Annotated in this window: 1 protein-coding gene; it reads right to left on the bottom strand. The window is 77.7% G+C overall.

The annotated features are described in order from the left end of the window. Nucleotides 1-2: 2 nt before the first annotated feature. Complete coding sequence (locus B4U46_RS40200) at nt 3-13,661, bottom strand: type I polyketide synthase (protein ID WP_420543184.1); 13,659 nt, start codon at nt 13,659-13,661, stop codon at nt 3-5. Between the last annotated feature and the right edge of the window lie 17 nt (nt 13,662-13,678).

The raw sequence follows: 13,678 nt of genomic DNA, 5'->3' as shown, positions 1-13,678 counted from the left end.
GGCTACACGTCGCTGTCGATCAGGGCGAACAGCTCGTCGTCGCTGGCGGATTCGATGCTCACCGGGGTGTCTGGATTCTCACTTGAATCGGCCGAGAGGATCGAGAAGGAAGCCGTCGAGACCGCCGTGGGATCCGCTCCGGATCCGGCGTACTTCGCCGCCAGCTCCCGAAGCCGGGCCACGATGCGCGACCGGTCCCCGTCCGTACCGGAAACGGAGGACAGCAGGTCGTCGGCCAGGCCGAGGCCGGCCAGCACCCGGTCGGCGGACGGCCGCCTGCTGCGGGCCAGCTCCTCGCCCAGGTGCGCGGCGAGCGCCAGCGGCGTCGGGTGGTCGAAGGCGAGGGTCGCCGACAGCCGCAGCCCCGTGGCTCGATTCATTCGGTTGCGGAGCTCCACCGCGCTCAGCGAGTCGAACCCGAGGGCCTTGAAGGCCTGTTCCGGTTCGATCTGCGCCGCCGAGGCGTGCCCGAGCACCGCGGCGACCTGCCCGACGACCAGCTCCACCAGCCGCTCCGTCCGCTCGGCCTCCGGGAGGCCCGCCAGCCGGTCGGCCAGGGCGGGACCGGCCGTCTCCGGCACGGCCCCGGCGGCACCCTCCGCGGCCTGCGCCCCGTCGGCCGCCGCCCGGCGGGCCGGGACGCGCACCAGGCCGCGCAGCAGCGCCGGCAGGGTGCCGGCCGCCGCCCGCTCCCGCAGGGCCGCGGTCTCGAGTCGCAGCGCCAGCACCAGGGGCTCCCCGGTGCCGTGGGCGGCGTCGAAGAAGGCCAGGCCCTGCGCGGAGGACATCTCGGCGATGCCCGCCCGGCCGAGCCGGCGCACGGCCGTCTCGTCCAGGTGCCCGGTCATCGCGCTGCGCTCCGCCCAGAATCCCCAGGCCACGGACGTGCCCGGCAGGCCGGACGCCCGCCGGTGCGCGGCGAGCGCGTCGAGGAAGACGTTCGCCGCCGCGTAGTGCGCCTGCCCGGAGGTGCCGAAGGTGCCGGCGGCGCCGGAGAACAGGACGAACTCCGCCAGGTCCAGGTCGCGGGTGAGCTCGTGCAGGTGCAGTGCCGCGTCCACCTTCGGGCGCAGCACGGCGTCCGCCCGCTCCCCGGTGAGGGAGGTCAGCACCCCGTCGTCGAGGACCCCGGCGGCATGGATCACCGCCGTCAGCGGCTGCGCCGCCGGTACGGAGGCCAGCACGGAGGCCAGCGCGGCCCGGTCGGCGGTGTCGCAGGCGACGACGGTGGCCGAGGCCCCCGACCCGGCGAGCTCGGCGACCAGTTCGCGGGCGCCGGGCGCGTCCGGGCCCGACCGGGTGGTCAGCAGCAGGTGCCGCACCCCGTACGAGGCCACCAGGTGGCGGGCGACGAGCCGGCCGAGGGTGCCGGTGCCGCCGGTGATCAGGACGGTGCCCTCGGGGCCGTAGCCGGCGCTCTCGCGTCCGCCGGCCGGGCCGTCGAGGCGGGCCAGACGGGCGGCGCGCACCGCGTCCCCGCGCACCGCGAGCTGCGGCTCGTCCCCGCCGGCCGCCGCCGACAGGGCGGCGGACAGGGCGCCGGGGGAGGCCCCGGCGGTGTCCACGAGGACGATCCGGCCCGGGTTCTCGGTCTGCGCGGAGCGCAGCAGCCCCCACACCGGGGCGTGCACGAGGTCCCGTACGGGCTCGTCCGCGCCGGCCGCCACGGCTCCTTCGGTGACGACCACCAGCCGGGCCCCGGCCAGCCGTTCGTCCGCCAGCCAGTCCTGGAGCAGGCCGAGGGCCGTGCGGACCGCCGCCCGTACGGCGTCCGCCGTGACCGGGCCGGCCAGGGGAGGCAGCGGCAGCAGCACCGCGTCCGGTACGGGCGCGCCCGCGCCGAGCGCGTCCCGCAGGGCGGGCAGGCCGGAGTACCGGGCGGGCCGGGCGGCGCCGGCGGCGGCGACCGCCTGCGCCAGGGCCCCGGCGGTGTCCTCGTCCCCGAGCAGCGCCCAGGCCGTGCCGGGTTCCGCCTGCGCGGCACCGGACGGGCTCCAGTCCAGCCGGTACAGCGGGTCGGCGGTGCGGTCGTCGCGCAGCTGGGCGTCCGTCACCTCGCGCAGGACCAGGCTGTCCACGGAGGCGACGAGCCGCCCGTCCCGGTCGGTGAGGGTCACCTTGACCCCGTCCTGCCCGGCCGGGGTCAGCCGGGCCCGGACGGCGCCCGCCCCGGTACGGGCCAGCCGTACGCCCGTCCAGGCGAAGGGCAGCCGGCGGCGGCCCCCGCCCTGGAGGAACGTGCCGTGCAGGGCCGCGTCGAACAGCGCCGGGTGCAGGCCGAACGCGCCCGCACCGCCGGGCAGTTCCGCCGGCAGCTCCACCTCGGCGAAGACCTCCTCGCCGCTGCGCCAGGCGGCGCGCAGCCCGCGGAAGGCGGGGCCGTACTGGTAGCCGGCCCCGTCGAAGGCCCCGTACAGGGCGTCGAGGTCCACCGGCTCGGCGCCGTCCGGCAACCAGCCGGTGTCGGGGGCTTCGCCGCCGTCCGCCTCCGGGGTCAGGACGCCGGTGGCGTGCCGCAGCCACGGCCCGTCGGCGTCCGCGCCGAGGCGCGAGTACACCGCGAGGGTGCGCCGGCCGCCCCCGTCCGGGGCGCCGACCGCCAGGTGCAGCTCCACGGAGCCCTGCTCGGGCAGCAGCAGCGGGTTCTCCAGGGTGAGTTCCTCCACGGCCGGGCAGCCCGCCCGCTCGCCGGCGTGCAGCGCCAGCTCCACGAAGGCCGTCCCCGGCAGCAGCAGCGTCCCCGAGACCCCGTGGTCGGCGAGCCAGCCGTGGGTACGCGTGGACAGCCGGCCGGTCAGGGCCAGTCCGCCCGAGTCCGGCAGGGCACCGAGCGCGCCCAGCAGCGGGTGCCCGGCCGGGGCCAGGCCCAGCGCGGCGGCCGCCTCGGCGGGGGAGCCGCCGCGGGAGGTGTCGAGCCACAGCCGCTGCCGCTGGAACGGGTACGTCGGCAGCCCGGCGTGCGCCGCCCCGCCGGGGCCGGCCGGGAACAGGCTCGCCCGGTCCACGGTGCCGCCCTGCACGTGGAGTTCGGCCAGGGAGGCCAGCAGCCGGGCCCGGCCGCCCTCGCCCCGGCGCAACGAGCCCACCGCGACGACGGGGGCGCCCGCGTCGGCGGCGGTGTCCTGCACCCCGGAGACCAGCACCGGGTGCGGGCTGACCTCGACGAAGAACCGGTGGCCGTGCTCCAGCAGCAGCCGGGTGGCCCGTTCGAACTGCACGGTGCCGCGCAGGTTCTCGTACCAGTAGTCGCCGGTCAGCCGGGTGGTGTCGACCGGTTCGCCGGTGACCGTCGAGTAGAACGGGATGTCGGCCGCCTTCGCGGTGACCGGGGCGAGCAGCGCGGCGAGTTCCGCGCGGATCTCCTCCACGTAGGGGGAGTGGGAGGCGTAGTCGACGGGGATGCGGCGGGCCCGCACGCCGTCGCGTTCACACGCCGCCAGCAGCTCCTCCAGGGCCGTGGTCTCACCCGCGACGACCGTGGACGCCGGGCCGTTGACCGTGGCCACCGCCAGGACGTCGGCGCGGTCCGCGATCAGCGCGGCCACCTCGGCGGCCGGCCGGGACACCGACACCATCCCCCCGCGCCCGGCGATCGCCCCCAGGGCCCGGCTGCGCAGGGCCACCACCCGGGCGGCGTCCTCCAGGGAGAGCGCGCCCGCCACGCAGGCGGCGGCGATCTCGCCCTGGGAGTGGCCGACCACCGCGTCCGGGTGGACGCCGTGGGAGCGCCACAGCGCGGCCAGGGAGACCATCACGGCGAACAGCACGGGCTGGACCACGTCCACCCGCTCCAGCGGCGGCGCCCCCTCGGCCCCGCGCAGCACCGCGGTCAGGGACCAGTCGGTGAAGGCGCCCAGGGCCTCCTCGCACTCCGCGATCCGGGCGGCGAACACCGGCGACTCCTCCAGCAGCCGCGCGGCCATGCCCGCCCACTGCGCGCCCTGCCCGGGGAAGACGAACACGGTGCCGCCGTCGGCGGCCTGACCCCGCAGCAGCCCCGGCGCGTCCTCCTCGCCCGCGGCCAGGGCCGCCAGCGCGCCCCGGATCCCCTCCGGGTCCGCGGCCGTGACCGCCGCCCGGTGCTCGAACGCGGTGCGCGCCGTGGCCAGCGCGTGCGCCACCTCGGCCGCCGGCTGCCCCGGGTGCGCGTCGAGGTGCGCCGACAGCCGGGCCGCCTGCTCGCGCAGGGCCGCCTCGGAGCGCCCGTACAGCAGCCACGGCACCCCCTCGCCGCCCGCGGCGGGCCGGGACCCGCCGGCGGGGACGTACTGCTCCAGGACGGCGTGCGCGTTGGTGCCGCTGATGCCGAAGGCCGACACCCCGGCCCGGCGCGGGCCCGGACCCTCCGGCCAGGCGATGGTCCGCGCCAGCGGCCGGACCGCGCCCGAGGACCAGTCCACGTGGGAGGAAGGCGCGTCGTGGTGCAGGATCGCGGGCAGCAGCCCGTGCTCCATCGCCAGCACCGTCTTGATCACCCCGGCCACGCCGGCCGCGGCCTGCGGGTGCGCGATGTTCGACTTCAGCGAGCCCACCCACAGCGGGCGGTCAGCGTCACGGCCCTGCCCGTACGTGGCCAGCAGCGCCTGCGCCTCGATCGGGTCGCCCAGCCGCGTGCCCGTGCCGTGCGCCTCGACCATGTCCACGTCCGAGGCGTCCAGGCCCGCGTTGGCGAGGGCCTGCCGGATCACCCGCTGCTGCGCGGGACCGCTGGGCGCCGCCAGCCCGTTGCTCGCGCCGTCCTGGTTCACCGCCGAACCCCGGATCACGGCCAGCACCTTGTGCCCGTTGGCCTCCGCGTCGGAAAGCCGCTCCAGCACCACCATGCCGGCGCCCTCGCCCCAGCCGATGCCGTCGGCCGCGTCCGAGAACGGCTTGCAGCGGCTGTCGGGCGCCAGCCCGCGCTGCCGGCTGAACTCGATGAACATGCCCGGCGCCGCCATGATCGTGACCCCGCCCGCCAGCGCCAGCCGGCACTCGCCGTCCCGCAGGGCCTGCGCCGCCATGTGCACCGTCACCAGGGAGGACGAGCAGGCCGTGTCCACCGTGTACGAGGGGCCCTCCAGGCCCAGCACGTAGCTGATCCGGCCCGACACCACACTGGAGTGCTTGCCCGTCACCAGGTAGCCCTCGAAGCCCTCCGGCGCCTCGTGCAGCCGGGAGCCGTAGTCCTGGTAGCACATGCCGGCGAACACGCCCGTGGGGCTACCGTGCAGGGTCGACGGGTCGATGCCCGCCCGCTCCAGCGCCTCGTACGACACCTGGAGCAGCACCCGCTGCTGCGGGTCCATGGCCTGTGCCTCGCGCGGGGAGATCCCGAAGAACGCCGGGTCGAAGTCGGCGGCGTCGTACAGGAACCCGCCCTCGCGGGAGTAGCTCTTGCCCGCCGCCTCCGGGTCCGGGTCGTACAGCTCCTCCAGGTCCCAGCCGCGGTCCTCGGGCAGGACGGACACCGCGTCCCGCTCGCCCGCCAGCAGCTCCCAGAACTCCTCCGGGGTGCTCACCCCGCCCGGGAAGCGGCAGCCGATGCCGACGATCGCGATCGGGTCGTCGTCGTGCCGCGAAGCCGCCGCGACCCCGGGGGCCGCCTCCCCGGCGGGCCGCTCCTGCGCGTCGTCCACCAGCAGGGTGCGCAGGAACGCGGCGAGGGCGTTCGGCGTCGGGTTGTCGAACAGCAGCGTGGTCGGCAGCCGCAGACCGGTGGCGGCGGCGAGGCGGTTGCGCATCTGGACGACCGTCAGGGAGTCGAAGCCCGCCTCCTTGAACGCCCGCCCGGGTGCGACCGCCTCCGCCGAGGCGTGCCCGAGGACGACGGCGGCCTGCGCGCGCACCAGGTCCAGCACGGCCCGGTGCTGCTCGGCGGCCGTCAGCCCGGCCAGGCTCGACGCCAGTTCCGGCCGGTCGTCCGCCGCCGCGCTCCGGGCGCCGGCCAGCGCCGTACGGGCCTCCGCGATCTCGGCGAGCAGCGGGCTCGGCCGGGTCGCCGCGTAGCGGGGGGTGAAGACCTCCCAGTCGATGTCGGCGATCACGGGCGCGGCCTGCGTCCCGGCGACCGCCGGGGCCAGCGCGCGCACCGCCTGCTCGGCGGGCATGCCCGGGAACCCGGCGCGCCGGGTGTGCTCCCCGGCCGCGCCGGCCATCCCGCCGCCGTCCCACACGCCCCAGGCCACCGAGGTGGCGGGCAGGCCCTGGGCGCGGCGCAGCCCGGCGAGGGCGTCGAGGGAGGCGTTGGCGGCCGCGTAGGCGGCCTGGCCGCCGTTGCCGACGACGCCCATGACGGAGGAGAACAGGACGAACGCGTCCAGCTCCAGGTCCTTGGTCAGCTCGTGCAGGTGCAGCGCGGCCGTCACCTTCGGCCGCAGTACGCCGGCCAGCCCGGCCGGGGTCAGCGACTCGATCACCGCGTCGCCGAGGGCGCCCGCGGTGTGCAGGACGGCGGTCAGCGGCTCGTCGGCCGGGACCGTCGCCAGCACGGCCTCCAGGGCCGCCCGGTCGGCGGCGTCGCAGGCGTGGACGGTGGCGGGGACGCCGAGTCCGGCGAGTTCGGCGAGGAGTTCGGCGGCACCGGGGGCGTCGGGCCCGCGGCGGCTGGTCAGCAGGAGCCGGTCGGCGCCGTTCGCGGCGAGCCAGCGGGCGAAGCGGGCGCCCAGGGCTCCGGTGCCGCCGGTGACCAGGACCGTGCCGCGCGGCTTCCAGGAGCCGCCGTCGCCGCCCGCCGTACGCACCAGGCGGCGGCCGAGGACCCCCGAGGCCCGCACCGCGACCTGGTCCTCACCCTCCCCGGCGGCCAGTACACCGCTCAGCCGGCGCAGCGCCGGCCCGTCGAGCTCCTCCGGCAGGTCGACCAACCCGCCCCAGCGGTCCGGGTGTTCCAGCCCGACGACCGCACCGAACCCCCACAGCTGCGCCTGCTCCGCGTCCGGCGCCGGATCCCCGGCGGCGGTGGCCACCGCCGAGCGGGTCGCCACCCACAGCGGAGCATCCACCCCGGCCCGCCCGAGCGCCCGCACCAGCGCCAGGGTGCCCGCCAGCGCGGCCGGCACCTCCGGGTGCTCCGGGTGGCTCCCGGACGCCAGCCCCAGCAGGGACAGCACCCCCTCCGGCCGCCCCGGCTCCCCGAGCGCCCCGGCCAGCTCCTCCGGGTCCGCGTCCGGGCCGACGGGCAGCAGGGACACCTCGGCGCCCCGGCCCAGCAGTTCCTCCCGCACCCGGGTGACGTCCGCCTCCGCGGCGCCCCCGTCCGGCACCGCCAGCAGCCAGGTCCCCCGCAGCGCCGGCCGGGCCGTGTCTCGCACCGGACGCCAGGCCACCCCGTAGCGGCGGCCGTCCGCCGCGGACCGCTCGCGCCCCTTCTCCCGCCACGCCGACAGCAGCGGCAGCAGCTCCTCCACCCGGGCCGCGTCGGCGCCCAGCGCCTCGCCCAGGGCCGCGCCGTCGCCGCGCTCCACCGCGGCCCACAGCTCCGCCTCGCGCGGGTCGGCGGACCCGGTGCCCCGGGCGGCGGGCGCCGCCTCGGGCCAGAACCGCTCGCGCTGGAAGGCGTACGTGGGCAGCTCCACCCGGCGCGCCCCGCCGAACAGCGGGCTCCAGTCCACCGCGGCCCCGCCGGTCTGCGCCTCGGCGAGCGAGAGCAGGAACCGGCCGGTGCCGCCCTCGCCCCGGCGCAGCGTCCCCAGCACCAGGGCGTCCGGCCCGTCGCCGCCCGCGCCCGCGGACTCGACGGTCTCCTGGATCCCGGTGGTGATCACCGGATGCGGGCTGACCTCGACGAACACGTCGTGGCCGGTGCCCAGCAGCAGCCGGGTGGCCTCCTCGAAGCGCACGGTGCCGCGCAGGTTCTCGTACCAGTACTCGCCCGTGAGGCGGGTGGTGTCGATGGGCTCTCCGGTGACGGTGGAGCAGAAGGGGATCTCCGAGGCCCGAGGGGTCACGGGGGCCAGCAGCCGGGCCAGTTCCTCCCGGATCTCCTCCACGTGGTGGGAGTGCGAGGCGTAGTCGACGGGGACCCGGCGCGCCCGGATCCCGTCCCGCTCCGCCCGCTCCATCAGCTCGTCCAGGGCCGCCGAGTCACCCGAGACCACCGTCGACAGGGGCCCGTTGACGGCGGCCACGCCGATCCGCCCGTCCCACCGCGCGACCAGCGACCGGGCCCCGTCGACGGGCAGCGGCAGGAACACCATCCCGCCGCGCCCGGCGAGGGCGCCGAGCGCCCGGCTGCGCAGGGCCACGACCAGGGCGGCGTCCTCCAGGGAGAGCGCGCCCGCCACGCAGGCGGCGGCGATCTCGCCCTGGGAGTGGCCGACCACCGCGTCCGGGTGCACCCCGTGCGCCCGCCACAGGGCCGCGAGGGAGACCATCACGGCGAACAGCACGGGCTGGACCACGTCCACCCGCTCCAGCCAGGCCCCCTCGGTGTCCCGCAGGACCTCCGTCAGGGACCAGTCGGTGTGCGGGGCGAGCGCCTTCCCGCACTCGGCGATCCGGGCGGCGAACACCGGCGACTCGTCCATCAGCCGCGCGGCCATGCCCAGCCACTGCGAGCCCTGCCCCGGGAACACGAACACCGTCCGCCGCCCGGCCGTGGCACGACCGGTCACCACCCGCGCGTCGGCCTCGCCCCGGGCCAGCGCGTCCAGGGCCTCCAGCAGCTCCGCCCGGTCCGCGCCGACCACCACGGCCCGGTGCTCCAGCGCGGCGCGCGAGAACACCAGCGAGGCCCCGACCTCGGCGAGACCCAGCCCGGGAGCGGCCTCCACATGGGCGTGCAGCCGGGCCGCCTGCGCCCGCAGCGCCTCACCGCCGTGCGCCGACACCGGCCACGCCACGGCCGGGGGCGCGGGGACGCCGGCGACGGGAGCCCCGGGGGCCCCGGGCGTCTCGGGGGTCTCGGGGGCTTCGGGGGCCTGCTCCAGGATCAGGTGCGCGTTGGTCCCGCTGATGCCGAACGAGGACACCGCCGCGCGGCGCGCGGCACCGGTCCCGGGCCAGGCGACGGCCTCGGTCAGCAGCTCCACGCCGCCCGCCGACCAGTCCACGTGCGGGGTCGGCTCGTCCACGTGCAGGGTCTTGGGGAGCACCCCGTGCCGCAGCGCCTCCACCATCTTGATCACACCGGCCACGCCGGCCGCCGCCTGCGCGTGCCCGATGTTCGACTTGAGGGAGCCCAGCCACAGCGGCTCACCGCCCTCGCGGCCCTGCCCGTACGTGGCGAGCAGCGCCTGCGCCTCGATCGGGTCCCCCAGCTTCGTCCCCGTGCCGTGCGCCTCGACGGCGTCGACCTCGGCGGCGCTCAGGCCCGCGTCGGCCAGGGCCCGGCGGATGACGCGCTGCTGGGAGGGGCCGTTGGGGGCGGTGAGGCCGTTGCTGGCGCCGTCCTGGTTCACGGCCGAGCCGCGGACCACGGCCAGCACCGGGTGTCCGTTCGCCACCGCGTCCGACAGCCGCTCCAGCACCACCAGGCCGACGCCCTCGGCCCAGCCGGTGCCGTCGGCGGCCGCCGCGAACGCCTTGCAGCGGCCGTCCGCCGACAGCCCGCGCTGCCGGCTGAACTCCACGAACATGCCCGGCGTGGACAGCACCGTCGCCCCGCCCGCCAGGGCCATCGACACCTCGCCGCGCCGCACCGCCTGCGCCGCCAGGTGCAGCGCGACCAGCGAGGAGGAGCAGGCGGTGTCGACGGTGAGGGCCGCGCCCTCGAAGCCGTACGTGTAGGAGATGCGGCCCGAGGCCACGCTCGGGGTGCCGCCGGTCAGGGCGTAGCCCTCGGAGCCGTCCGACACCTCGTGCAGCCGGGACCCGTACTCCTGCGCCGTCGCCCCCACGTAGACGCCGGTGTTGCTGCCGCGCAGGGTGGACACGTCGATCCCGGCCCGCTCCAGGGCCTCCCAGGAGACCTCCAGCAGCAGCCGCTGCTGGGGCTCCATCGCGGCGGCCTCGCGGGGGGAGATGCCGAAGGCGGCGGCGTCGAAGCGGGTGGCGTCGTAGAGGAAGCCGCCCGAACGGGTGTACGTGGTGCCGGGGTTCGCCGGGTCCTCGTCGTAAAGGCCCTCCAGGTCCCAGCCGCGGTCGGCGGGGAAGCCGGAGATGGCGTCCGTGCCCTCGGAGACCAGGTTCCACAGGTCCTCGGGGGAGTTGACGCCGCCGGGCAGGCGGCAGGCCATCCCGACGATCACGACCGGGTCGTCGTCCTCCGGGCCGGCGGCGGTCCCGGGCGCCGGGGCCGGGGCGGTCTCCGCGGCGGGGGCGAACAGCTCGTCCGCGAGGTGGTGGCCGACGGCGGCCGAGGTCGGGTGGTCGAAGAGGAGCGTCGCGGGCAGGGGCAGCCCGGTCGCGGACGCGAGGGAGCCGCGCAGCTCGACGGCGGTCAGGGAGTCCAGCCCCAGGGACTTGAAGCTGTGCGCGGGGTCGATCCGGTGCGGGCCCGCGTACTCCAGCAGCGCGGCCGCGTGCGCACGGACCAGGTCGGTGAGCTCGCGCACCTGGTCGGCGTGGGCAAGGGGAGCCAGCCGCTCGCGCAGCGGATGCCCGGGCGCCGCCGCCGTCCCTGCGGCGGCCTCGTCGGCATCGGGTGCCGCGGCCCGGCGGGCGCCCGCCGCAGCCGCACCGGCGCCCGCCGCCGCCGCACCGGCGCCCGCCGCCGCCGCACCGGCGCCCGCCGCCGCCGCACCGGCGCCCGCCGCCGCCGCACCGGCGCCCGCCGCCGCCGCACCGGCGCCCTCCGCCGCCGTCGGGGCCGGGGTCCGGCCCGGACCCGAAGCCGGCGTCCGGGCCTGGTCCTGGGCCGGCTTCCCCGTGTGGCCTTGGGCTTGGGCGGCGGCCTCCCGGCCCTCACCGGCGACCGGGGTCCGGGCCGGTGCCTGGGCCGCAGCCGCAGCCACAGCCGAGGTCGGTGCCGGTGCCGGTGCCGGTGCCGGTGCCTGGGCCGCAGCCGGGGCCTGGGCCTGGGCCTGGGCCGCAGCCGGGGCCGGGGCGGGTCCGTTCGGGGTGGCGTTGAGCCAGTGGCGTTCGCGCTGGAAGGCGTACGTCGGCAGGTCGCGGGCGGCCGGGCCGGCGGGGACGCCGAGCGGGAGTGCGGCGAGGGCGCCGTGGGCGTACAGGCCCGCGGTCGCCGTGAGCAGCGCCCGCGCCTCGTCGCCCTGGCGCCGCAGGGCGGGCACCAGGACGGCGGCGGCCTCGTCGGCGAGGCAGGCGCGGGCCATGGCGGTCAGTACGCCGTCGGGCCCCAACTCCAGGAAGGCGGTGGCGCCTTCGGACTCCAGCGTCCGGACGGCGTCGTGGAAGCGGACGGCTTCGCGGACGTGGCTGACCCAGTAGTCCGGGTGCGCGACCTCGTCCGTGACGAGGCCGCCGGTCAGGGCGGAGACGAAGGGGATGGCGGGCCGGCGGAAGTCCAGGCCCGCGACGGCGGCGCGGAACTCGTCCAGCATCGGGTCCATCAGCGGGGAGTGGAAGGCGTGACTGACCCGCAGCGCCTTGGACTTCACGTCCAGCTCGGCCAGCCGCCCGATCACCCCGGAGACCGCCTCCCGGGCCCCCGAGACGACGACGGCCTCCGGCCCGTTGACGGCGGCGATCGCCGTCCCCGGCACCAGCAGCGGCGTCACCCGCTCCTCGGCCGCCTGGACGGAGACCATGACCCCGCCCTCGGGCAGGGCCTCCATCAGCCGGCCCCGCGCGCCGACCAGTACGGCCGCGTCCTTCAGCGACAGCACCCCGGCGACGTGCGCGGCGGCGATCTCGCCCACCGAGTGCCCGCCGACGAACTCCGGGACCACACCCCAGGACTCCACCAGCCGGTACAGGGCCACCTCGACGGCGAACAGCGCCGGCTGCGCGGTCCCGGTCCGGTTCAGGGCCTCGGCGTCCTCCCCGAAGACCACCTCCCTCAGCCCGCCGCCCAGCTCCGCGCACACCGCGTCGAAGGCCTGCGCGAAGACGGGGAACGCCTCGTACAGCCCCCGGCCCATGCCGAGCCGCTGGCTGCCCTGCCCGGCGAACAGCACGGCCAGGCCCCCCGCCCCCCGCCCCGCGCGGCCCCGCACCAGGCCCGCCGCCCGCTGGTCCCGGGCCAGCGCGTCCAGCCCCCGGGCCAGCTCCTCGCGGTCGGCGGCGACGACCACCGCCCGGTGTTCGAAGGCCGTACGGGTGCCGGCCAGGGCCCGGCTCAGCCCGGCCGGCCCGGCGGCGGCCGCCGCGTCCCCGTCCAGCCAGTCGCGCAGCCGCAGCGCCTGCGCGCGCAGCGCCTCCGGCGTGGTGCCGGAGACCGTGTACGGGAGCGGGTGCGCGGCCGGTGCCTCCGGGGCGGCCGCCGGGACCTCGCGCGGGGCCTCCTCCAGCACCACGTGGCAGTTCGTCCCGCCCATCCCGAACGAGCTGACGCCGGCCACGAGCGGCCGGTCCGGCAACGCCCACGGCCGCAGCCCGGTCACCACCTCCAGCCGCAGCTCCTCCAGCGGGATGTCCGGGTTCGGCGTCTCGAAGTGCAGGCTCGGCGGCAGCGTGCGCCGGCCCAGGCTCAGCAGGGTCTTGATCAGGCCCGCGATACCGGCGGCGCCCTCCAGGTGCCCGATGTTCGTCTTCACCGAGCCGACGAGCAGCGGCCGCCCGGCCGGCCGGCCGGCCCCGAGGACCGCGCCCAGCGCGGCCGCCTCCACCGGGTCCCCGACCGCCGTCCCCGTGCCGTGCAGCTCCACGTACTGGACCGCGAGCGGGTCGACGCCGGCCCGCTCGTAGGCGCGGCGGAGCACGTCCTCCTGGCCCTCGCGGCTGGGCGCGGTCAGGCCCTCGCCCCCGCCGTCGTTGTTGACGGCGCTGCCCGCGATGACGCCGAGCACCCGGTCGCCGTCGGCCAGCGCCCGCGCGAGGGGCTTGAGGACGACGACGCCGCCGCCCTCGCCGCGGACGAACCCGTTGGCGCGGGCGTCGAAGGTGAAGCAGCGGCCGTCGGGGGACAGTCCGCCGAACTTGGCCGCCGTGACGGTGCTCTCCGGGGCGAGCGCCAGGTTGACCCCGCCGACGAGGGCCACGCTCGACTCGCCGGTGCGCAGGCTCTCGCAGGCCAGGTGCACGGCGACGAGCGAGGAGGACTGGCCGGTGTCCACGGTCAGGCTCGGGCCGCGCAGCCCCAGCAGGTACGACAGCCGGTTGGCGAGGACGCTGCGGTGCAGGCCGGTGATGGTGTGCCGGCCGATCGACTCCGGGCCGAGCCGGTGGGAGAGGGTGGCGTAGTCGTCCCACATGGCGCCGACGAACACCCCGGCGTGCTCCCCGCGCAGCGCCGACGGAACGATCCCGGCGTGCTCCAGGGCCTCCCAGGCCAGCTCCAGGACGAGGCGCTGCTGCGGGTCCATGGCGGCGGCCTCGCGCGGGGAGATCCCGAAGAACGCCGGGTCGAAGGCGTCCACGCGGTCGAGGTGGCCGCCCCAGCGGCTGTTGGTGCGGCCGGGCGCGGCGGGGTCCGGGTCGTAGAAGACGGCGGGGTCCAGGCGGTCCGCGGGGACGGGGGTGACGGCGTCGGTCCCGTCCCCGAGCAGCCGCCACAGGGCCTCGGGGTCCGGGGCCTGTGGCAGACGGCAGGAGAGGCCGATGACCGCGATCCGGCTGTCGGCGGGTACCGCACCGCCGTTCGGGAGGGAACCGGGCGTGTGCTCAGCCATCTCAGCCATCGTCTTCTTTTCACCCA

Source organism: Streptomyces katrae (assembly GCF_002028425.1).
GTDB classification, from domain to species: Bacteria; Actinomycetota; Actinomycetes; order Streptomycetales; family Streptomycetaceae; genus Streptomyces; species Streptomyces katrae_A.
This window is presented reverse-complemented; position numbering and strand designations above follow the sequence as displayed.